Genomic DNA, 21,906 nt, shown 5'->3' on the forward strand with positions numbered 1-21,906 from the left:
CTGGCTTAGGCTGGTCGCTTTTTTGTTGACCTCGCACGGGGTCGAACCCGTCGGGGCGCGGAGCTGAGGAAATGCGTAAGCATTTGCCAGCGCAGCGCGCAAGGCGCGAAGCGCCGCAGTGACCGCCTGCGCAGCAGGCTGACCCCCTGACGGCCCACCCAAAGATTGTTAAAGCGACTGGCTCAGGCTGGTCGTTTTTTGTTGACCTCGCATGGGGTCGAACCCGAAAGGGCACAGCCGCTTTCACAGATCGAGCCTACCCTGGGGATCGGTAAAACCGTCAGTACCCTCCTTGAGTTTCTTCTCGTCTGTCTTCACGCGACGCTCGAGCTTTTTTGTATCCTCGGCAGGCGGTAGGTTCTCGGGGACAATTCCGCGGTCGATGAGGCTGCCACGCACGCTTGTGTTGTTCTCGACGTGCTCTTGCTTGATCTGGTCCAGGCCGTACAGGTCGTGTTCCTCGGCGTTGAAGGCCGTCATCGAGTTCGTAAGGTCCTTTGCTTTGATGAGGACATCGGCTAACCTGTCCGCCAATGCCGCTCTCTTGGGTACGCCGAGCTGCTGCTTCATTTCCGCCGTGCTTCTGCCGCCGAATAACGCCTCATCGCCCTTCGACTTGATGATCGCGAATCCTTTGGAGTCCACGCCGCGTTTGAACGCAATACCCGAGAGCTGTTTCTCTGAATCGGATAGCGAGTGACGCGCCTGCAAGCGCTGAATCTCTGCGAAGCGCTGCTCTATGAGCTCTTGGCGGCGCGTCTGCACGGCAAAGTATGCCTGGGCGAGCGCGATCTCTGGCTTGTTTGAATCTCCGTTCTGTGCGATTAAATAGCATGCATAGCGCGTAAGTTTGTAGTCTTTAACCGCGCGAGCGGCGACACCGGCAGTTACCATTTTCGTGGTGTCACGAAAATGGGAATCAACTGGAGTTTTGTTTGTTTCGCATGAGACTTTTGCCCTCTTAACAACTTCGGCGAAGTTCTCCCATCGAGTGTACCCCATGGGTTCCATTAAATCGCGTGCGAGCCAATACTCAACGCCGTCTTCCACATTGGCGTAGCTATCAAGTTCGATACGCCACTTCTCGATATCTCTACTGTCCATATCTCCTCCTCGCTGGTCTATTTTCTATGCGGGCTTTTTCCGCTCTGTATTCAGAATAAGGATACGCTGTCGTGCGGACACGAATGGGCCCCGTGCTGCTTCGAGCTCACGGGGCCCATGGATATCGATTGGTTGTGTTCTGCTTTAGATAGGTGTCCGGTTTAATCCGCTCGATAGTGCGACCCGAGACTTTCGGTTCGCTTGCGCATGGCTTTGACCATTTCCTGTGCCAGCTGAATCTGCGATTGCAGGCGGGCGAGGGCTGCGACTTCGCTGTCCTGGGCTTTCTGTGTGCTCAAGGTCGTTGCCTCCGTCTTCAAGCCCTCAAGCTCGTGTAGTGCCTCGGATAGGCCTGTTTCGGTCCTGTTGATCATGCAAAAGGTGCTCATCGTGTGCCTAAGGCTGTGTGTCAGGCGTTCGGCATCTGTTGTGGCAATGCCGTACTGGGGGAGGGTGATATCCGCCTTCAGGGCTGTCTCAGGCTCTTTCTGCGCTGCAAGGGCTGCCGATGCGCCTGCGATACGTCCGAATACGATGCCGTTGGCACTTGATAAGCCACCAATGCGGTCGGCGCCGTGCATGCCGCCTGTCGCCTCGCCGCAAGCGTAGAGGCCCTCAACGCCCGTGTACGCGGTCTTATCGATCTTGATGCCGCCGTTAGCGGCATGGGCATACATCGCAACGCGCATCTCGTCAGTCGGGGCGATGCCGTGCTCGTCTTGCAGCCAGGTGGCAAAGGTCTGCACAAACTCTGGGACATCCTCGCAGGGGAAGTCGTAATGGAGTGCCAGGCCTTCGGCACCTGCCTGATCGATGACGAGATCGATAGCACGGGAGGCCAAGCGTGACGTGAAGGGACCATATCCAGAGCGCTGCTCGAGCAGGTCGTCCAGCTTGTCGTCGGCAATATCTACCGGCTGGTCTACATGTACGTAGCGCCAGGTTTTCTCGTTGAAGACCAAGTTACGCCTGGGCTCGATGAAGCCGGGCATCATCTGCATGAACTCTATATTAGTAAGCGATGCGCCGTGCGCCAGTGCGATGGCCTGCGAGGAGCTGAGTACATCAGCCGACGTAAGGCTGCGCTCGAACAGGCCGCCTGTGCCACCGGCTGCGATGATCGTGGCCTTGGCAGCAAAGGGCACGATTCGATTTTCGGTAAGGTCGTAGAGTGCGGTTCCGGTTATTCTGCCGTTCGTGTCCTCAACAAGGTCGATAAGCTCATGGCGGGGGAGCAGGCGAATGCCGAGCGACTCGATCCAGGTCGTCAGAGCGTCCTCAAGGGGCTTGCGGGTGAGGCCGCGCCACATGCGCGTCTTGTGGTCAAAGCAGGGGATAAACTGATTTTGCTGAGCGCTCTCAGCGCTTTGCGGACGCTGGAGCTCAACGCCCAGGTCTTGCTCGAGCCAGTCAATCGCTTGGGGAATGCCGTGGACGAACGCTTGGACGAGTTCGGGGTCGGCAACGCCGCCGCTGACGGCCAAGATGGTGTCGATGAGGTCCTGCTCGTCGTCTTCGTCGACGGGACCGATGAGGCCGAGGCCCCAGGTACCCGGGAAGAAGCTCGATCCACTCATGGTCTTGCCGGCGCTTGCCACGGTGACGGCTGTACCCGTGTGTGCCGCTTCGATGGCGGCACAAAGGCCCGCAATGCCAGATCCAATTACCAGTGCATCAGTCGATTCCATCGTATTCCTTTCTCGTCCGGCGCATTGTCGCACGGGTGATCGGCAATGGGGCCGCAAAGACTCGGCAAATCGGTAAAGGGTAAATATGGCAGGTGGGCGTCAGATGGACTCGGCCACTTCGGTCGGCCTATTTGATAAGTTGCGGTGGAATACGGACTGTTTTGGCCTGTATGGATGCAATTCAGTCCGTATTTCACCGCAACTGATACATCGGACCTTCTAATAAGAGTAACCAATTTGAGACGGGGCAAACAAAAAGAGCCGCTACCTCGAAAGGTAGCGGCTCCAAAGCTCAACTATATGAGCATCGCGCGGGCGCGATTAGGCCTTGAGGGCCTCCTCGACGGCGACAGCGCAGGCGACGGTGGCACCGACCATGGGGTTGTTGCCCATGCCGATGAGACCCATCATGTCGACGTGCGCAGGCACGGAGGAAGAACCGGCGAACTGGGCGTCGGAGTGCATGCGGCCCATGGTGTCGGTCATGCCGTAAGAGGCAGGGCCGGCGCCCATGTTGTCCGGGTGCAGGGTACGGCCAGTGCCGCCACCAGAAGCGACGGAGAAGTACTTCTTGCCAGCCTCGAGGCGCTCCTTCTTGTAGGTGCCAGCGACGGGGTGCTGGAAGCGCGTGGGGTTGGTGGAGTTACCGGTGATCGAGATGTCGACGTTCTCGTGCCACATGATGGCAACGCCCTCGCGGACGTCGTCGGCGCCGTAGCAGTTAACGGCGGCGCGGGGACCATCGGAGTAGGGGATGGTCTCGACGACCTTGAGCTCGCCCGTGAAGTAGTCGAACTGGGTCTTCACGTAGGTGAAGCCGTTGATGCGGGCGATGATCTGAGCAGCGTCCTTGCCCAGACCGTTGAGGATGACGCGCAGCGGCTTCTTGCGAGCCTTGTTGGCGTTCAGAGCCAGGCCGATAGCACCCTCAGCGGCAGCGAAGGACTCGTGACCGGCCAGGAAGGCGAAGCACTCGGTGTCGTCGGAGAGCAGCATAGCGCCCAGGTTGCCGTGGCCCAGACCGACCTTGCGGTCCTCGGCGACGGAGCCGGGAACGGTGAAGGCCTGGATGCCCTCGCCGATGATGGCGGCAGCCTCAGAAGCGGACTTGGCGCCACGCTTGACAGCGAGAGCGCAACCGAGGGTGTAGGCCCACTCGGCATTCTGGAAGGCGATGGACTGGGTGTTGTTGACGATCTCACGCGGGTTGAAGCCCTTGTCGGTGCAGATCTGCAGAGCTTCCTCGAGGGAGGCGATGCCGTTGTCGGCGAGGCACTTGTTGATCTTGTCAGCGCGGCGCTCGTAACCTTCGAACGTAACAGTCATAGTTATTTCCCTCCCTTTCTACTCGTGAACCGGGAACACGCTGGCGACGGAGTGAGTCTCCTCGTCGGTGCGCGGGTCGATGTACTTGGCAGCGTTCTCCCACTGACCATAGTGGCCCATAGCGCCAGCGATGGCCTCCTCGGGGGTCTTGCCGGCCTTAACGGCGTCGGTGAACTTGCCGAGGTTCAGGAACTCGAATGCGATGATCTCGTTCTTGTCGTTGAGAGCCATGCGGGTGACGTAGCCCTGAGCGAGCTCGAGGTAACGAGCGCCCTTGGCCTTGGTGCCGAACATGGTGCCGACCTGAGAGCGAAGGCCCTTGCCGAGGTCGTCGAGGGAGGCGCCCACGGGCAGGCCGCCCTCGGAGAACGCGGTCTGGCTGCGGCCGTAAACGATCTGCAGGAAGATCTCGCGCATAGCAACGTTGATGGCGTCGCAGACGAGGTCGGTGTTGAGGGCCTCGAGGATGGTCTTACCGGGAAGAATCTCGGAAGCCATGGCGGCAGAGTGGGTCATGCCCGAGCAGCCGATGGTCTCAACGAGGGCCTCCTCGATGATGCCGTCCTTGACGTTCAGCGTGAGCTTGCAGGCGCCCTGCTGAGGTGCGCACCAACCCACACCGTGCGTAAGACCGGAGATGTCGGAAATCTCCTTAGCCTGGACCCACTTGCCCTCCTCGGGGATGGGTGCGGGGCCGTGGTATGCACCCTTGGCAACGGGGCACATGTTCTCCACTTCCTGTGAGTACTGCATGCCTCTCCTCTCTATCGTGTTGGCGTCCCGTCTGGGGGTCGTGGCTGGCGATTGCCGGGCGACCCTTCGAAAGGGACATGACATGCAGCCCCTATAATACCGCGAAATGCACGGAATATTCGGCGAACGGCTCAGTTTTCGTAGCGAGAAGTCCTGAAGTTTTAATTGAAACGGTTTAACTCTATGTTCTGTGGTCATGAACTTCCGTAGAGGGGGTCCGTCTTGGGCAAGCTTTTGGTCCGCTCTTGCAAGCGTTGCAGTGGTTGACCTGTTGCAACGGTGCCGTTCGCCGCCTGTTTGCTGCCTTTGGCCGCGCGAGTGTATTGTTTTGCGTGAATGTTTTGATGGCACGCTTCAATCGTGCTGTATTGGATGGTAAGCAGATCCCGGCGAAGGGAGCGCCATGCAGCGCGTTTGGAGAACGGTTACCGGCTTTTACCATGTCTGTGCCCGCGGTACGGGCAAGCAGCTCATCTTTGAGGGCGATGAAGACCGATGGGAGTTTTTGGAGCTGATGCGCGAGTGCTGCCGCGAGGAGGGCGTGACGGTTATCGCCTGGTGTCTTATGGGCACTCACGTGCATTTGGTGCTTGCAGATTACGAGGACAGGATGAGCGCGGCGATGCACCGGTTGCTTTTGACGTACGCGCGGCGGTTCAATAAACGCACGGGGCGCACAGGCCATCTGTTCCAGAACCGTTTTGACCGGCGTTCGCTCGATACCGACTGGCAGGTGATGGAGGCTATTCGTTCCGTACACGCCGATCCGCAGGAGGCTGGCATCAGCTTAATCGAGCGTTATCCCTGGAGCAGCTTTGCCGAGCATTTGCGCGCTTACGACGGTGACGCGACTGATGTCGCGAGGGGATTTTCTGATCCTTCTTGCGTGCTTGAGCTTTTTGGTTCTGCCGAGGGCTTTATTACCCATTCGCTTTCGACGCCCGACGGCGGCGAGCCAGCGCTGGGCGATATGAAAGAGACGGAGTGGGAACGCCACGCCTTTGCCGACAAGATGGCGAAGAGCCTCGGGGTTCCGCTCCACGGGGTTAAAGCCGCGCCGTCGGCGCAGCGCAATATCGTCATTCTTGGATTGCACGATGCCGGTTTTACGGTGCGTCAGATTGAGCGATATACGGGGATTGGCAAAAGTACCGTTTCTCGTATCGTGCGTGCCTGTGCACGAACGGCGGTGCAGACTGGCCGAAACGTGGCGTAGGACTGCCTGTGCACCGCAGCTGGGGTCGCCCATATGCCACAACCATTGTTCTAAAAGCTTGGTACGGTAACTGCACTTCTTAATATGCATAGAAAAATCGCCATCTTGCATAAAATAACGGCTCGGTCCGGGTTTGCCCGTGCCTACCCCCGTCTGCGCCGTGCAAAAAACGGAGTTTTCAGCATCGTGTTGCTGTCGGCACCGCCGCAATCTTGCAACATACGGGTCCCGAAGCTATTGATTCCCGCCGTTGCGCCCCCGAAGCGCGTGCCTGCGTCCCGTCAGACCGCGATGCTTGTTCTAAAGCACAATATATATGCGCCTAAAGACGTTGATTAACGCTTTCGATGCGTATACACACAGCTTGGCGTGCTGAATACTCGCAAAAATGCACGCCGCTCCCTATGGGACCCGTCTGCGGCAGGCGCGAAGCGAGTCGGAGCTTCGCAGAACGGGGCTTGGCGCATTGCTTGGCGGGCCCGGGGCCCTGCCGCAGGCCTTTGGTGCTGTGGAAAACGCCCGTGCTCGCGTCTGGCTGTGTGGCAAATGTCAGACGGGGCGCCGGACGCGCGGACTTTGTGCGTTCGCGCTCATTAGGTAAAAACAGAGCCGCCCGTATCGGGCGGCTCGGCAATCAAAAACCTTGGATTCGGGGCATAAACTACTGGTTAGCTTGCCCCTCGAGCATGCCGTCGAGGGTGCGCCAGGCGAGCTCGGCGCATTTGACGCGGGCGGGCATGTGCGAGATGTCCTGGAGCTGGGCGGCTTCGTCCAGGTCTTCCAGGTCTTCCTCGGAGAGCTGCTCGCCGCGGATCATGGCGAGGAAGAGCTCTGCCAGGCGGTGAGCTTCCTCGACGGTCTCGCCGGTGATGAGGTCGGCCATGATGTCGGCGCTGGCCTGGCTGATGGCGCAGCCGTGGCCGGTAAAGGAGGCCTCCTCGATCACGTTGTTCTCGACACGCAGCTGCAGAGTGAGCTCGTCTCCGCAGCTGGGGTTGATGCCGTCGTGCTCGTGCGTGGGAGCATCCATCTCGTACTTGTAGTCGGGGTGCGAGTTGTGCTCCATAAATGTGGTGGAGGTGTACAGATTACCCATTGAACGTGCTCCAAACGTGATGCAGGCCGGCGATGAACTTGTCAATGTCGGCCTTGTCGTTGTAGAAGGCCACGCTGGCGCGGCAGCAGGCAAGGTTCTCGACGCCCAGCCAGGTAAGCAGCGGCTGCGCGCAGTGGTGACCGGCGCGGATGCAGACGCCGTCCATGTCCATGATGCTCGCGACGTCGTGCGGGTGGATGCCCTTGACGTTAAAGCTCACAACGCCGTGGTGGTTGTCCCAATAGATGGAGCCGATGATCTGGACAAAGTCGAGCTGCATGAGTTCGCCCATCAGGTAGTGGACGAGTGCCTGCTCGCGGGCCTGGATGTTCTCGTAACCCACGGTGTTGACCAGGTAGTCGAGTGCCGCACCCGTGGCGAAGATGCCGGCGGCGTCCTGCGTGCCGGCCTCGAACTTCTCGGGGACGGGCGCCCAGACGGCGTCCTGCTCGGTGACAGAGTCGATCATTTCGCCGCCGGTGAGCATGGGCGGCATGGCGTTGAGCAGGTCCATCTTGCCCCACAGCACGCCGATGCCCATAGGGCCCATGGCCTTGTGTGCGCTAAAGGCAAAGAAGTCGGCTCCCAGGTCGGCCACATCGACCGGCATGTGCGGCAGCGACTGCGCACCGTCGACGACCAGGTAGCCGCCGTACTTGTGCACGAGTTTGCCGAGGTTCTTGACCGGGTTCTCGACGCCCAGCACGTTGGAGACCTGGCCCACGGCCAGGATCTTGGTCTTGGGACCAACCTTGGCAAGAACTTCCTCGGTGGTGAGCTGGCCGGTCTTGGTGGGGTAGAGGTAGACGAGCTTGGCGCCGGTCTCGCGGCAGACCTGCTGCCACGGAATCAGGTTGGAGTGGTGCTCCATGATGGTAATGACGACCTCGTCACCGGGCTCGAGCACCGTTGGCGCAAAGCTCTTGGCGACCAGGTTGAGCGACTCGCTCGTGTTGCGGGTGAAGACGACCTCGTTGGCCCGGGGGGCGCCGATGAGGTTGGCAATCTGCTGGCGCACCTTCGCGATGGCCTCGGTGGCCTCGACGGACAGCGAGTACAGGCCGCGCAGGGGGTTGGCGTTCATGCGCTGGTAGAAGTCGCGCTCGGCGTCGAGCACGCAGGCAGGGCGCTGCGCGGTGGCGGCGCTATCGAGGAAGGCGATCTCGGGGTGCTGCTGGAACAGCGGGAACTGCGCCTTGTAGGGATTGGTCTCGATGTCTACGGTGGGCCAGCCGCGTGAGGCCTCGTCGCTGGCGTCGAGCTCCATAGGCTCCGGTGCGGTACAGGTGTCGCATTTAACGTGCTCGGTGTCGATCATGCGAGCTCCTCCTCGAAATTGTCGATCAGGTTGTTGCCCAAGCGGACGACGGCGGCGCGGGTGCGCTCGTCGGTCGCGGAAAGCGCAGCGTCCTCCAGCTTGGCACGGATGAACAGGTCCTCGGCGGCGTTTTGGTCAAGGCCGCGGCAGGCGAGATAGAACAGCTGCTCGTCGCGGACGTGGCCGATGGTGGCGCCGTGGTTGCCGGCGACGTCGTCCTCGTCGCAGAGGATGACGGGGACGGTCTTGTTGTCGACGCCCTTGTTGGCCAAGAGCACCGTCTCGCGTTCGGTGCCGACGGCACCCTTGCAGCCGTGCACGAGGTCGATGGTGCCACGGTAGACCTTCTTGGACGTGCCGGTCAGCACGCCGTTGGCGTCGATCTCGCACTCGGTCTTGCGACCGCGGTGGCGCAGCTCGTAGTTAAAGTCGCGCACCTGCTCTCGGGCGCCCAGGTAGTCAGTATCGATGGTGACCTTGGCGGTATCGCCCAGCAGGTCGCCGGCAAGGCCGGTGGCGCTGGCGCCAGCGCCCAGGACGGTGTGCTGCACGTTGACGCGCGCGCCCTCGTCCAGGAACAGGCCGGTGTCGTCGAGTGCGATCCAGCTATCGTCGAGCGTCTGCGTGCAGGCCACGTTGACGGTGGCGTACTCGTGGGCGCACACGCGCAGCACGGATCCCACGACGCCCTCGCCGGCAACGGGGGAGTCCAGGGCAATAAGCAGATCGAGCGTCGACTGGGGACGGGCGACGACGTCGATGGCGGCGATGGCCGCGGCTGCATCGACACCGCTCACGCGCACGGTAACCGTGGCGTGCTTGTATGCGGGCACATCGATGACGATGCGCTTGGTAGCGTGCTCGGCCAAGTAGGCGTAGGCAGCCTCACCCATGCCGGTTTCGAAGGCCTCAGCAGGGGAGAGCTCTTCCTCGAGCTTAATGGCGCCGGCCTGGTAGACGGAGGTTGCGGGCACGTCGAGCTCGGTCTCGGGCGTGATGCGGGCGCGGCCGGCGGCATCACCGGGGGCGGAGGCACGGCGCTCGGGGAAGCGCTCGGCCATGGCGTCCATGGCGGCGTCGAACGCGTCTGCCACGCCGGTAAACTGCTCGTCCAAGCCCTCGACCTCAATGGTCTCGGTGGGAGCGGCGGCAAGCTCGTCAGAGAGCTCGAGCTTGGTCTGATTCATCTTCAGCCAGCCCCAAGTGGCAGCCGGCATCGCGTTGACCTGCTCGAGCGTGGTAGCAGCGGTGTTGGTTTCCTGTTTCATTATCCGATCGCTCCTTCCATCTCGAGCTTAATCAGGTTGTTCATCTCGACGGCGTACTCCAGCGGCAGCTCCTTGGAGACCGGGTTGGCAAAGCCGTTGACGATCATGGTACGGGCCTCTTCCTCCGAGATACCGCGGCTCATCAGGTAGAACACCTTGTCGTCGCCGATGCGGCCGATGGTGGCCTCGTGGCCGATGTCGACGTTCTTGGCGCGGATGTCCATGGCCGGAATAGTGTCGGAGCGGCTTTGGTCGTCGAGCATCAGCGACTGGCAGCTCACGGTTGCCTTGGAGCCCTCGGCCTTGGGTGTCGCCACAATAGAGCTGCGGAAGGTCTGAATGCCGCCACTCTTGGAGATGCCCTTGGTCTCGACGGTTGCCGAGGTCTCGGGCGCGTTGAGCACGACCTTGCAGCCGGTGTCGAGGTTCTGCCCGGCGCCGGCAAAGGTGATGCCGGTAAAGCTCGAGCGGGCGCGACGGCCGTTGAGCACGCTCATGGGGTAGAGGTAGCCCACGTGGCTGCCGAAGGAGCCGCTGATCCACTCGATGTCGCCATCCTCGTCCACGCGCGCACGCTTGGTGTTGAGGTTGTACATGTTCTTGGACCAGTTCTCGATGGTCGAGTAGCGCAGGTGCGCGCGCTTGCCCACAAAGAGCTCGACGGCGCCGGCGTGGAGGTTGGCCACGTTGTACTTGGGCGCGGAACAGCCCTCGATAAAGTGCAGGTCGGCATCGTCCTCGACGATGATGAGCGTGTGCTCAAACTGACCGGCGCCCTTGGCGTTGAGGCGGAAGTAGCTCTGCAGCGGGAAGTCGAGCTTGGTGCCCTTGGGCACGTAGACAAACGAGCCGCCCGACCACACGGCACCGTGCAAGGCCGCAAACTTGTGGTCGGTGGGCGGGATGAGCGTCATAAACTTCTCGCGGATGAGCGGCTCCCACTGCGGGTCGTGCAGGGCCTCTTCGATGCCGGAGTAGACGATGCCCATCTTGGACGCGGTGTCCTGCATGTTGTGGTAGACGAGCTCGGAGTCGTACTGCGCGCCGACGCCCGCCAGGTAGCTGCGCTCGGCATCGGGGATACCCAGGCGCTCAAAGGTGTTCTTGATGTCGTCAGGCACCGACTCCCAGTCGTGCTTTTGATCGGTGTTGGGCTTGACGTAGGTGACGATGTTGTCCATGTCCAGGCCCTCGATGGAGGGGCCCCACGTCGGGTCGGGAAAACGATTGAAAATCTCGAGGGACTTTAAGCGCAGATCGAGCATCCACTGCGGCTCGTCCTTCTTGGCGCTGATCTCGCGCACGATGTCGGGCGTGATGCCGGCGTCGAGGCGCTCGAATCCCTCCTCGCCATAGGTGAAGTCGTAGAGGCTGCGGTCGATGTCCGCGACCTCGGTGCGGTTCTTGGTCATTGCGTCGCCCCTTTACGCCTGCTGCTCGGCAGCGGCGGCCTCGGCCTGGGCGCGCTGATCGGCGGCCTCGCGCTCGAAGGTCTCAAAGCCGTTCTTGTCGATCCAAGGGATCAGCGAGGCGTCATCCTCGCGCACGATGTGGCCCTTCACCATAACGTGGACGCGGTCGACATCCAGGTGCTCCAGGATGCGCGTGTTGTGCGTGATAATGAGCATGGAGCCGTTGCAGCTCTTGCGGTAGGCGTCCATGCCATGGCTGACGGTGGAGAGGGCGTCGACGTCCAGGCCCGAGTCAGTCTCGTCCAGGATGGCGAGCTTGGGCTGCAGCAGCAGAAGCTGGAGCATCTCGACCTTCTTCTTCTCGCCGCCCGAGAAGCCCACGCCCAGCTCTCGGTTGAGGTAGGCGGTGTCCATGTTGAGCTCGGCCGCGAGCTCCTTGACGCGACGGCGGAACTCCTTGCCCTTCATCTCCAGGCCGGGGCGGCCGGCGATGCTGGCACGCAAAAAGCTCGATAGCGGCACGCCCGGGATCTCGACCGGGGCCTGGAAGCTCAGGAACAGGCCGGCGCGGGAGCGCTTGTCGGTGGTGAGCTCGGTGATGTCCTGGCCGTCAAAGACGATGCGGCCGTCGTTGACGGTATAGACGGGGTCGCCCATGACCAGGTGGCCAAGGGTAGACTTGCCGGCGCCGTTGGGTCCCATCAGCACGTGGGTCTCGCCGGCGGCGACGTTGAGGTTGACGTTGTGGAGGATGGTCTTCTCGTCCACGGAGGCGGTCAGACCTTCGATGGAAAGCAGCGGATTTGCGCTCATGCTGTTCCTCTCTGTATATGGTGTACTCATAGGTGTACTAAACCCTAGGAATCTTCTCGGAATAAAGTTACTATGGGTTCGGCGTTAGTCAAGGGAAAACCCGACTAATCCACTCGACTTTTCTAGATGTGGGACAAATTCATCGGTTATGTATGTCCCCAGCGTTATGGAAGGGTAGGTATGCTCATTTCTTCCAAGGGCCGCTATGCCCTCCGATTGATGATCTATATCGCAGCGCTTGGCGACGCCGAGGGCAAGATTGCCCTGCGCGAGGTCGCCGACCGCGAGCATATCTCGCAAAAGTATTTGGAGCAGCTGGTGCGTCCGCTTATGAAGGCTGGCCTGCTTAAGAGCGTGCGCGGCAAGGGCGGCGGCTACATGATGGCCAAGGACCCGGCTGAGGTGCGCGCCGGCGATATCTTGCGTGCCGTCGAGGGCAGCACGGCTCCGGTGGCGTGCGACGGCATCGACAACAGCTGCACCCGCAGCGATCTTTGCTCGACCGTCAAGTTCTGGCGTGGTCTGGACGACGTGATCGAAAAGTACGTCGACGGCGTGACGTTGGCCGACCTGGCCACCGTTCCCGAGATCAACTTTGACATTAAGCTGTAGGGGTGCAAATGGCATCTCTCGACAAGGTGTACAAGCAAATCGAAGTTTTTGCTCGGGAATGTGACGCCGAGAAGGTCGTGCTGTTTGGGTCTCGCGCTCGAGGTGACAACTTGCCCAAGAGCGATATTGACATCGCCGTAGCAGGTTGCCGGGATTTCGGCCGCTTCTCATATTTGATCGATGAACGTCTTGATACTCTTTTAGATGTAGATGTCGTCAATCTCGACGAGTCCTTATCGCAGCAATTGCTCGATGAAATTGCCAGGGATGGTGTGATTCTGTATGAAAAAATATGAGAACTTTGTCAGCGCCTTGGCGAATCTTGAGGATGCGCCCAATCAGGATCTCAACAATGATTTTGTTCAGAGTGGATTGATTAATAAGTTCAATCTTCAATTTGAACTGAGCTGGAAGCTTCTTAAGCGTCTGCTCGAGTATGAGGGCGCCACGCTTGCCGCGTCGGGGTCTCCTCGCGCCATCTTGAAGGAGTCGTACCGATTCTACGACTTTATTGATGAGGCAGCCTGGCTAGATATGCTCAGAGACCGCAATACGAACGTCCATATCTATGACAACAAGCTCGCTCAAGATTTGATTCAGCGCATCTTGAACGTCTATATCCCCGCATTCTGCCAGCTGAGGGACGGGCTGATGGAGCGTTACGGCGAGCTTCTGTTGGCGCCCGACGACCAGTTTGTTTAATTCCTTAAGATTTCGCGGAGGGTTGTTGCCGTTTACCGAGGGGTTGTTGTGCAACAACGGGCGAGCTGCAATACTTATTGTTATCTTTGCAAACTGAACTTTAACTACACCAATGCAGGGAGGATCTTATGCAGCCCAAGCATTCTGCTATTGTCGCGGGCCTGACGTTGGCGCTTTCGTTTGGCGCCGTTTCCGCGCCGGCACCTGTCGCTGCCGAGGAGCCCACGCCGGGCGTTGCCTCGGATGCCACCGATATCGATAAGGGTCTCTACACCCAGCAGTCCTTCTCGGGCGTGCTGAGGTCGGTCCAGGGCGTTTCGTTTGTCAACGTGACTCCCGAGATGAAGTACTTTACCAAGTACGAGAGCCATGGTAACTACAACCAGGGATTTTCGTATGGTGACGGCTATAACGCACTGGGTTACTATCAGTTTGATCGCCGCTGGTCGCTCATTCCGTTTATGAAGCAGGTTTACAACTACGATTCTGCCAAGTACAGCATGCTCAAGGATGCGATTGATCGCGGCAGCGAGATTTCCAACACGAGCAATGCCATGTATGAGAACGGCCAGCTCACCGAGTTGGGCCGTATTGCGCAGGAGGCCTTTCAGGGTGCTTACAACACCGATCCTGTTGAGTTCTCAGCACTTCAAGATGCTTATGCGTACAACTCGTACTATGCGGTGACCGAGGCGTGGCTCAAGAGCGGCCTGGGTATTGACATTTCGGGCCGCGCCGACTGCGTCAAGGGCATGGTGTGGAGCATTACCAACATGTGCGGCACTGGTGGCTGCAGGGACTTTTTCCGCTGGGCGAATCTTTCCAACGATATGTCCGATCGCGAGTTTGTGACGGCGCTTTCCAACAGCGTGGTCAATAACGTGGCGACCAAGTATTCGAGCCAACCCCAGTATCATGAGGGCTGGAAGAACCGCTACCGCAACGAGCTAAAGGACTGCTTGGTTTATATCGCTGAGGACGAGGCTGCCGCCGCGACGCCCGTGCAGCCCGAGCCCACACCGGCGCCCTCGCCGACACCTGATTCGAATGACGACTCGAGTGACGATGCCAACGATGACAGGATGGATGCGCCCTCGACCGATGCTGACGGCAATGGCTCTGCTGGTGGCACTACCAACGACGGCTCTACCTCGAACGGCTCCGATTCGAACGGCTCTGCTGCGGGCGATTCGCCTTCAAGCTCTGCCGGCAATACGGACAGCGACGCTTCTGGTTCGACCGGCGCTGACACCTCTAACTCATCTACCGGCTCGAGCGATTCGTCCGTTGACACCGGCTCTAACAACGGCTCCGGCTCTGACGCAACCCCTGATTCCGATGCTTCCAAGGACGATTCGAATAAGGCGCCGGACGCTCCCGTTGCTTCGCCGGACAAGAAGCCTTCTTTCTCCGAGCAGCTTGGTTCTACGCTGGGTTCTTCGCTGATGGCTGGCGTTAATAACGGTTCGGCCCAGAACAAGGACAACTCTGATCAGGCTTCCACGGAAAAGACCGAAGCCGTAAAGGGCGACTCCAAGGACAAGGCTTCCGAGAAGACCGAATCCGATAAGGGTTCTAGCTCTGAGGAGAAGGACGACAAGTCCACTCAGAAGAAGGACGAGGGTAAGAAGTCTGAATCTGAGGAGAAGGACGAGAACAAGGACAAGACCGAGGACGGAAAGCAGCAGGGCGAGGACGGCGGTAAGAGCAACACCGACAAACAGGTCCATGAGCAAAATGACTCCAAAACGGTGACCACTACGACCACGACGACCACCACAACCAAGTCATCTGGCGGCAATATGCCCAAGACGGGCGATCTGATTGTGATGGCGAGCCTTGCCAGCGCGAGCTTGGCCACACTGGGCGCTACGTCTATCGTAAGTGGTAAGCATAAGCTCGATCAGCAGAAGAAGGCTTCTGGGGAGGATGGCTCGGAGGAGTAGCCTTTCAGATTGTTTTCAAAGCGTTTGAGACGGGGTCCGGTGCAGCCGCATCGGATCCCGTTTTTGTTGCACAACGATTTGTTATGCCCCCTCGGGGCGTCAGTTGCTACCGTTGCCCGAAACCTTTGCAAGTCGATATTGTTGCGCTCCGCCTGCTCGTTACAATGGGCATCGTGCTGCGTTAGAGGGAGAGTTTACGGTGTCTGAACAGGTGAATTGTGGTTTTATTCATGCGTTTGGTGCGCGGTTGCTCAATCATGCGGATAACGCAGCTCTACCGGTTGATGTACACGACTTTTCCGATGCAATTAATCGGTGTTTACTCATCGATAAAACCATGTTTATTGCCGATGTGTTGGACTGCGACGCGTCCGTTGTGGTGTGCTGTCGACCCGAGGGTTTTGGCAAGAGCATGAACTTGTCGATGCTCAGGGCTTTTCTGGAGCGTCCAGCGGTCGGTCGCGCCGGTCGGATCTCGTTTGCCGATGCTCAGATTTGGGATGCGGACAGCGGGCGTTATCGGGATGAGTACGCTTGCTATCCGGTGATATCGCTGGACTTTTCTGGCGCTGCGAGGCGTGGCGCCGCTGTTGCCGGCGTCGTGCGCGATGCCCTTTCGGGCGAGTGCGCTCGCTTGTTGGCGCTCTTGGAGGCCCCGGATTTAGCTCGAGATAAGGTGCGTCACATCGAACGTGTTGCGCGTGGCGCGGCGAGCGAGGACGAGGTCGCCTCGGTGCTTGGCGTGCTCATTGAGTTGCTGGAGATTGCCTGCGATGAGCAAGTTGTATTGCTCGTTGATGGGTACGACGCGGCGTGGTTGGGCCGTGCGAGCGCAAGGGGCGCTTCCGGCGCCGATCCGGCAGGGCTACTTGACCGTGTGCTGTTTGACGCCATTGCTGCCGCGGGCCATTCGCTACGCTTCGCATGTCTGATGGGGGAGTGTCCCGGCCCTGCCGAAGCGGCGCTTTCTTTGCACGGCTGCTCGTATTATCTGACGACGCCGCTTTCGACGTGGTGTGACCGTTGGTTCGGCTTTTCGGATGCCGAGGTCCAGGCTCTGTTGAATCATGCTGGGCGCGAGGAATACCTTGATGATGCGCGTGAATGGCTCGAGGGATATCGGTTTGGTAGGGATTATTGCTCGAATCCAGCGCGTGTGATCGGTTTTCTGGACCGAGGCTGCACGGCGCCCGTGTGTGCCGATCTGTATGGATATGCCGATTGCCTGAGTAAGGTAGTTGCCGGGTGGAATCTCGACCGCCTTTCGGTCTTGTTCGATTTGCTCGAGGCCCATGGGTGCGCTGAGGTCCCGCTTTGTTTGGGCACTGCAGAGCCAGATGTCTCGCCTGACGATGGCATGTGGACAGCGCTATATTTGTCCGGTTTCCTGACGACGGATATGACTGAGGAGCCAGAGCATGGCGATCGCCTCCGTGCTTTGCGATTGCCCAATAAAGAGCTTCGCCAGGCCTTGCGTCTAGTGATTGTTGAGTGGTTTGAGTGCGCTGCCGAAGACATTCGAGACGTCGATGCGTTTCGCGACGGGCTGTGCCGTGGGAACGAGGATACCGTGAAGCGGGCGCTAAGCCGCATCCTGGGGGATGCGGGAATCGGTGAGACCGACCCAGATAAGCCGCTGCCATATCATCTGCTCTTGCAGGGGCTCTGCTTTGGCTTGCCGGGCTATGCCAATCCTGCTTCGAGGCGAAAGTGTGGCGCGGGTCGCTGGGACATCCAGGTTTTTCCTACGGGCGCTGTGTTCGACATAGCCGATACGATTGGCATGCTGGACGAGCGCCCGCTTATAACGATCAATATGATGTATGACCCCGATGTGGATGCGCTGGGGTTGGAATTGCTGGCCGTGCAGTCGCTACTCGACATAGAGCGCGATGGCATCGACGAAATCCGTGTACCGCGCCCCGGCGTGGGTCGCATGCGCTGGGGGTTCGGTTTTGATGGGCAGCATGTGGCTACGGTGTGCCAGCGGCTTTAAGCGCCGAGATGTTTCCGGCTTCCGTTACTCGGTATCCTTCATGGGCGGCATGGGCTTCCAGTTGGGATCCTTGATGATCTTGCGGGCGTCCTTCATGCCGCGTCGCAGCGCCGGAATACCGGTCTTAAAGCACTTGTCAACGGCAGCCAGGCGAATGAATTCCTTGCAGAAGGTCGCGGCATTGCCCAGGCGGAACAACATGGGGTGGTAGTCACCGTAGATCTGCATATAGCGAGCGAGGAAGCCTCGGTTGCGCATGATGTAGTAGCGGTTGGTGTCGCTCGTAGAGTTGAGCTGGCGTTTGCCGGCGATATCCCAGTTAGAGACGGCACGGGCGCGCTTGAGCACCACGTCGGCGACCACGGCGGCGGGGAAGTGCTGGCTGGCTACGTAGCCGTAGCAGGCATCGTCGCCGTAGATAAAGAAGCGCGCGTCGGGCAGGCCAATCTTGTCGACCACGCGGCGCGAGAACATGCCGCCCTCAAAGCACAGCTGGTTCATGGCGCGGTAGCCCTCGGGTCCCAGGTCCCACTTGGCGATGGGGTTAGGGATGCCGAGTGAAAGGATGAGCTGGTACTGCCAAAAGAAGGCTCCGCCGTCAAAGTCCAGGCGCGAACCCTGGATGACATCGTAGCGGTCAGTCCACTTGGCAAGACGCTCGATGCCTTCGGGGATGACGAGCACGTCGTCGTCCATCACCCAGAACCATTGGGCGCCCAGGTCGTAGGCGCATTTAGTGCCGGCGGAGAAGCCGCCCGCACCGCCGCCGTTTTCGAGCTGCGGGGCGTAGATGACACGGTCGGTGCCGCCCTGCGCGTCGGGTTGCTCGGTGTCGATGCCCCACAGGTTGGCCAGGCGCTCGTTGAATGCGGAGCACATGGCCTCGGTCTCGCGCGAATTTTCGTTATCGACAATCACGATGCGCCAGGGCGCTGCCGTGAGCTCGGTCATGGAGTCGAACAAGTTGGCCAGGAGTTCCTGGCGCTTGTACGTTACGACGACGATGGCGAGCTTGTCGATGGGAGCGGGAAGGGTTGAAGGCATGGGGCAATATATCCTTTCACGTGCGGCGCGCATGCGCTGCACGGAAGCTATCGAATACGTCCTTGGGACTGTCCTATTGTAAAGGCTCGGCGCACCTTGGCGGCAAGCTTTGAATAAAACGCAGGAACCTGCCATGGGCCCGCCGCATGACGTGGGGCTGCTTTGCCCGCAAGAGGCTCCATAGATTATATAAACGCCCGCTGGCGCGCTGACCCTTTGATACCATGAAACGACAGGTATTTCCTAAGGAGCACATTTGTCTACTAACGCCTCTGGCAGCCCTGTTCTGTCGCTGCTTATTCCCATTTACAATGTTCAGCGCTACCTGCGCGAGTGCCTCGATTCCGCCCTGGCGCAGACGCTCAAGGATATTGAGATCATCTGCATTAACGACGGGTCGACCGACAACTCGCCGGCGATTATCCGCGAGTATATGGAGCGCGATAGGCGCGTCAAGATGATCGACAAGGCCAACAGCGGCTACGGCGACTCGATGAACCACGGTCTGGAGATGGCGCGTGGCAAGTACGTTGGCATCTTGGAGTCCGATGACTTTATGGCGCCCGACGCACTCGAAAAGCTTGTCTCGGCCGCCGATAGCAATAATGCCGACTTTGCGAAGGCGAACTTTGATTTCTACTGGTCTAAGCCCGAGGAGCGCCGTTCGCTGCACGAGATGTTTAAGGCCAAGGACTGCGGTAAGCCGGTGCACCCGAGCGACACGACGCAGTTCTTTAAGCAGAAACCGTCGATTTGGTCGGCTGTGTACCGTCGCGATTTTCTTGAGCGCAACGGCATCAAGTTCTTGCCGACTCCGGGAGCATCCTTTCAGGACACGTCGTTTGCCTTTAAGGTGATTGCCTGCGCCGACAAGGCCGTTTACCTGCACGATGCCGTGCTTTCGTATCGTCAGGACAACGAGAACTCCTCGGTCAATTCTTCGGCTAAGGTCTTTTGCGTCAATACCGAGTATGCCGAGATCGAACGTTGGATCCGAGAGGATTTTGCCCGCGATCACGCAAGCGATGACGTCGCGCGCATGCTCAAGTTCAATCAGCTCATTAAGTACGACTCGTATATGTGGAACTATGTGCGCTTGGCGCCTAAGTTCTATAAGGAGTTCCTGGCTCAGATGGCCAAGGAATTTCAGGCGGCCTTGGATGCCGGGGACTTTTCGCTTGACGACCTCAAGCCGTGGAAGCGCGCGAACCTCGCTGCCATCCTCAAAGATCCTGAGGGCTGGGTTGACGAGCATCCGAGTTTTGCGACGGATGGTGCCTTGGGGCGTGCTAAGTATTACGCCTCGGTTGGAGGCCCAGGTGTGGTCGCCGCCTTCCTCATCGAATCGCTGAGGGGGTAGGTCGGCATGGGAGAGGCCTCGTGTCCTAAAGCTACCATTGTCGTCCCCGTTTACAACTCTGCGCGCTCCATTCAGCGATGCGTTGATTCGCTGTTGGCCCAGTCCGAGCGCTCGATTCAGGTTGTCTGCGTCAACGACGGGTCGACTGATGATTCGTTGAACGTGTTGCGCCAGATCGCGCAGGCTGACGATCGCGTACTGGTGATTGACCAGGAAAATGCGGGTGTCTCGTGTGCTCGAAATGCCGGTATCGATGTCGCCGAGGGCGAGACCGTCTTTTTTGTGGACGCCGACGATTACATCGATGCCCAGACGGTCGAGCGCGTGCTGCATGCCATGGAGTCTGCGGATGCCGAGGCCGCCGTTTTTGGCGGCGTCTGTGAACCTGCCGATGCTGCCCCCAAACGTGTCCAGCAACTCATGAGCCCCAAAGCTGGCACCTTCGGCGCCCGTGATCCCCAACTGCTGTTCCATTCGAATGCGCAGCCCTATGCCTGCCGTGCGGCTTTTTCGCGCGAGCTGCTCAATCGCGAAGGCATTCGCTTCGCCCCCGGTCTGGCTTTGGGCGAGGACGTCGTCTTCCAATTTGCGGCTTATGCGCTTGCCCACAAGACCGTCGTCATGCCGGACAAGTTCTACCACTACGTGATGGAGAGCGAATCGGCGACGCACGAGTTCAACAGTGTCGAGGCTCGCGCCAAAAAGCTCGATGCCCATATGAGAATGCTCGAGGAGGTCTTGGAGGACTGGGCGGGCTACGGTCTTATGGACCTGTGTCCCGGCGAGCTGATCACCTGGTTCCTGGACCTTATCGTGTTTGATTTGGCGCGCTTGGATTCCGATGACTTCCATCGCGTGGCGGCTCGCGTCAACATGGACCTCACGACGTTTTTGGGAACGGAGTGGGCGGATATGCCTGCTAAGGGCGCCGTTCGCCGTGTTGCCCACAAGCTCGTTGCGGCGACCCCGGGCGTTTCGATGGCAGATGCCACGCTGTTCTATCTTTCGACTCGCGGTCTCAAAGCCTGCCTGGAGCGCTTTATATAATTCCAAGCGCTGCCGCCCGCCGCAACCCGGCTGCTAAAATAACCCTGTTACACGCTATTCAACAGGAGGTTCTCTTGCAGAACTCTGATACCCCTAAAGTTTCGCTGCTTGTTCCCATTTGCAATGTCGAACGCTACCTGCGCGAGTGCCTCGATTCTGCCGTGACTCAGACGCTCAAGGACATCGAGATCATCTGCATTAACGACGGGTCGACCGACAGCTCGCCGGCGATTATCCGCGAGTACATGGAGCGCGACTCCCGTGTCAAGATGATCGACAAAGCCAACAGCGGCTACGGCGACTCGATGAACCGCGGCCTGGAGATGGCGCGCGGTGAGTACGTGGGCATCCTTGAGTCCGACGACTTTATGTTTGAGGATTCGCTCCAAAAGCTGGTCGCCAAGGCCGATGCTGAGCATGCCGATGTGGTGAAGGGCGACTTTTACCTGTATTGGTCCACGCCCAGCGAACGCCGTGAGCTGTTTGGGATTATCGACGAGCATATGACGGGCGCCGCGTATCGCCCCGTCGATCGCCCGGGAATTTTCTACCGCAAACCTTCCATTTGGTCGGCTATCTATCGACGCGAGTTCCTCAACGACAATCAGGTTCGCTTTCTCTCCACGCCGGGCGCCTCGTATCAGGACGCAGGCTTTAACTTTAAGGTTTGGGCTTGCGCCGAGCGTGCCGCGTTTATTGCGGACCCCATTTTGTGCTATCGCCAGGATAACGAGAAGAGCTCCGTTAATTCGCCCAACAAGGTGTTTTGCGTATGCGACGAATATGCCGAGATGCAGCGCTTTTTGGATGAGCGCCCCGAGCTCAAGGCTCAGCTCCAGGGGATTTTAATGCGCATGAAGGTCGATACGTATCGTTGGAATGACGAGCGTTTGGTCGATGAGCTGCGCGAGCAGTTTTGGCAGAAGGCCTCGCCCGAGCTCAAGGCCGATTGGGATGCTGGTCGCTTTGATCTGTCGCTGTTCGACCCGCGTGGCGCGACCGACTTGCGCCTGATGGTCAAGTCGCCCCGCGCCTATATCGATTCGCGCTTTGACTTTAAGAAGCCGGGTAAGCTCAATACGTTTAAGCATTACTTTAAGATTGGCGGCCTGCCGCTGGTCTGGCGCGTGCTGACGTATCAGCGCACCTACGGCGACAACCCACACCCTGATGACGTTCCGGTCGCACAGTAGGAGCGAGTGACT

General features: G+C 59.4%; 19 protein-coding genes. 9 read left to right on the plus strand and 10 right to left on the minus strand.

All coding sequences use genetic code 11. The features are described 5' to 3' along the window. Nucleotides 1-243: 243 nt before the first annotated feature. The 4 genes from dinD to AAAX75_RS06595 all read right to left on the minus strand — a co-directional run bounded on the left by dinD (nt 244) and on the right by AAAX75_RS06595 (nt 4,871). Complete coding sequence (gene dinD, locus AAAX75_RS06580) at nt 244-1,104, minus strand: DNA damage-inducible protein D (protein WP_349091520.1); 861 nt, start codon at nt 1,102-1,104, stop codon at nt 244-246. Nucleotides 1,105-1,265: 161 nt separating this feature from the next. Further along, nucleotides 1,266-2,792 carry an FAD-binding protein gene (locus tag AAAX75_RS06585; protein ID WP_349091521.1) on the minus strand — a complete coding sequence of 509 codons (1,527 nt, stop codon included), beginning with the start codon at nt 2,790-2,792 and terminating at the stop codon, nt 1,266-1,268. A 321-nt stretch (nt 2,793-3,113) separates the two neighbouring features. Then, nucleotides 3,114-4,118 (minus strand): GGGtGRT protein, encoded by a 1,005-nt coding sequence (locus AAAX75_RS06590; protein ID WP_006235553.1) that lies wholly within the window; start codon nt 4,116-4,118, stop codon nt 3,114-3,116. Nucleotides 4,119-4,136: 18 nt separating this feature from the next. Then, nucleotides 4,137-4,871 carry a nitrogen-fixing protein NifU gene (locus AAAX75_RS06595; RefSeq protein WP_006235554.1) on the minus strand — a complete coding sequence of 245 codons (735 nt, stop codon included), beginning with the start codon at nt 4,869-4,871 and terminating at the stop codon, nt 4,137-4,139. A 403-nt stretch (nt 4,872-5,274) separates the two neighbouring features. Here AAAX75_RS06595 and AAAX75_RS06600 point away from each other — a divergent pair, with 403 nt between their 5' ends. After that, nucleotides 5,275-6,087 (plus strand): transposase, encoded by an 813-nt coding sequence (locus AAAX75_RS06600; protein ID WP_349091522.1) that lies wholly within the window; start codon nt 5,275-5,277, stop codon nt 6,085-6,087. 661 nt (nt 6,088-6,748) lie between these two features. Here the strand turns inward: AAAX75_RS06600 and sufU are convergent. Genes sufU through sufC form a run of 5 tightly spaced genes read right to left on the minus strand, consistent with a single transcriptional unit; the run spans nt 6,749 to nt 11,994 of the window. Then, on the minus strand, nt 6,749-7,183 hold the full coding sequence (gene sufU / locus AAAX75_RS06605) for a Fe-S cluster assembly sulfur transfer protein SufU (protein ID WP_349091523.1): 435 nt from the start codon (nt 7,181-7,183) through the stop codon (nt 6,749-6,751). Continuing rightward, nucleotides 7,176-8,501, minus strand: a complete 1,326-nt coding sequence (locus AAAX75_RS06610) for a SufS family cysteine desulfurase (protein ID WP_349091524.1) — start codon at nt 8,499-8,501, stop codon at nt 7,176-7,178. Before AAAX75_RS06610 ends, sufU begins: the two co-directional genes overlap by 8 nt. After that, nucleotides 8,498-9,769 carry a SufD family Fe-S cluster assembly protein gene (locus AAAX75_RS06615; RefSeq protein WP_349091525.1) on the minus strand — a complete coding sequence of 424 codons (1,272 nt, stop codon included), beginning with the start codon at nt 9,767-9,769 and terminating at the stop codon, nt 8,498-8,500. The genes AAAX75_RS06610 and AAAX75_RS06615 overlap by 4 nt, the downstream gene beginning before the upstream one ends. Beyond that, on the minus strand, nt 9,769-11,181 hold the full coding sequence (sufB, locus tag AAAX75_RS06620; protein WP_349091526.1) for a Fe-S cluster assembly protein SufB: 1,413 nt from the start codon (nt 11,179-11,181) through the stop codon (nt 9,769-9,771). Before sufB ends, AAAX75_RS06615 begins: the two co-directional genes overlap by 1 nt. A gap of 12 nt (nt 11,182-11,193) precedes the next feature. Beyond that, nucleotides 11,194-11,994, minus strand: a complete 801-nt coding sequence (gene sufC, locus AAAX75_RS06625; RefSeq protein WP_349091527.1) for a Fe-S cluster assembly ATPase SufC — start codon at nt 11,992-11,994, stop codon at nt 11,194-11,196. A 180-nt stretch (nt 11,995-12,174) separates the two neighbouring features. Here sufC and AAAX75_RS06630 point away from each other — a divergent pair, with 180 nt between their 5' ends. The 5 genes from AAAX75_RS06630 (at nt 12,175) to AAAX75_RS06650 (ending at nt 17,250) form a co-directional block, all read left to right on the plus strand. Continuing rightward, the gene (locus tag AAAX75_RS06630; RefSeq protein WP_349091528.1) at nt 12,175-12,606 is read left to right on the plus strand and encodes an Rrf2 family transcriptional regulator; all 432 of its coding nucleotides are present in this window, start codon (nt 12,175-12,177) and stop codon (nt 12,604-12,606) included. A gap of 8 nt (nt 12,607-12,614) precedes the next feature. Next, nucleotides 12,615-12,902: a nucleotidyltransferase domain-containing protein gene (locus AAAX75_RS06635; protein WP_349091529.1), complete on the plus strand. Its 288-nt coding sequence runs from the start codon at nt 12,615-12,617 to the stop codon at nt 12,900-12,902. Continuing rightward, nucleotides 12,889-13,308, plus strand: a complete 420-nt coding sequence (locus tag AAAX75_RS06640; protein WP_349091530.1) for an HI0074 family nucleotidyltransferase substrate-binding subunit — start codon at nt 12,889-12,891, stop codon at nt 13,306-13,308. The genes AAAX75_RS06635 and AAAX75_RS06640 overlap by 14 nt, the downstream gene beginning before the upstream one ends. Nucleotides 13,309-13,436: 128 nt before the next feature. Then, on the plus strand, nt 13,437-15,254 hold the full coding sequence (locus tag AAAX75_RS06645) for a hypothetical protein (protein ID WP_349091531.1): 1,818 nt from the start codon (nt 13,437-13,439) through the stop codon (nt 15,252-15,254). A 211-nt stretch (nt 15,255-15,465) separates the two neighbouring features. Next, on the plus strand, nt 15,466-17,250 hold the full coding sequence (locus AAAX75_RS06650; RefSeq protein ID WP_349091555.1) for an AAA family ATPase: 1,785 nt from the start codon (nt 15,466-15,468) through the stop codon (nt 17,248-17,250). A gap of 24 nt (nt 17,251-17,274) precedes the next feature. On the opposite strand, the gene AAAX75_RS06655 is transcribed toward AAAX75_RS06650, so the two are convergent. Further along, entirely contained in the window at nt 17,275-18,294 is a 1,020-nt protein-coding gene (locus AAAX75_RS06655; RefSeq protein WP_349091532.1) for a glycosyltransferase, read from the minus strand. A gap of 256 nt (nt 18,295-18,550) precedes the next feature. Here AAAX75_RS06655 and AAAX75_RS06660 point away from each other — a divergent pair, with 256 nt between their 5' ends. The 3 genes from AAAX75_RS06660 to AAAX75_RS06670 all read left to right on the plus strand — a co-directional run bounded on the left by AAAX75_RS06660 (nt 18,551) and on the right by AAAX75_RS06670 (nt 21,894). Continuing rightward, the gene (locus tag AAAX75_RS06660; protein ID WP_346978821.1) at nt 18,551-19,654 is read left to right on the plus strand and encodes a glycosyltransferase; all 1,104 of its coding nucleotides are present in this window, start codon (nt 18,551-18,553) and stop codon (nt 19,652-19,654) included. A 6-nt stretch (nt 19,655-19,660) separates the two neighbouring features. Then, entirely contained in the window at nt 19,661-20,701 is a 1,041-nt protein-coding gene (locus tag AAAX75_RS06665) for a glycosyltransferase (protein WP_349091533.1), read from the plus strand. Nucleotides 20,702-20,775: 74 nt separating this feature from the next. Then, nucleotides 20,776-21,894: a glycosyltransferase family 2 protein gene (locus tag AAAX75_RS06670; RefSeq protein WP_349091534.1), complete on the plus strand. Its 1,119-nt coding sequence runs from the start codon at nt 20,776-20,778 to the stop codon at nt 21,892-21,894. The last annotated feature ends 12 nt before the right edge of the window (nt 21,895-21,906 follow it).

Origin of the sequence: Collinsella sp. CLA-ER-H7 (genome assembly GCF_040092345.1) — a bacterium.
In the GTDB taxonomy this organism is placed as follows: Bacteria; Actinomycetota; Coriobacteriia; order Coriobacteriales; family Coriobacteriaceae; genus Collinsella.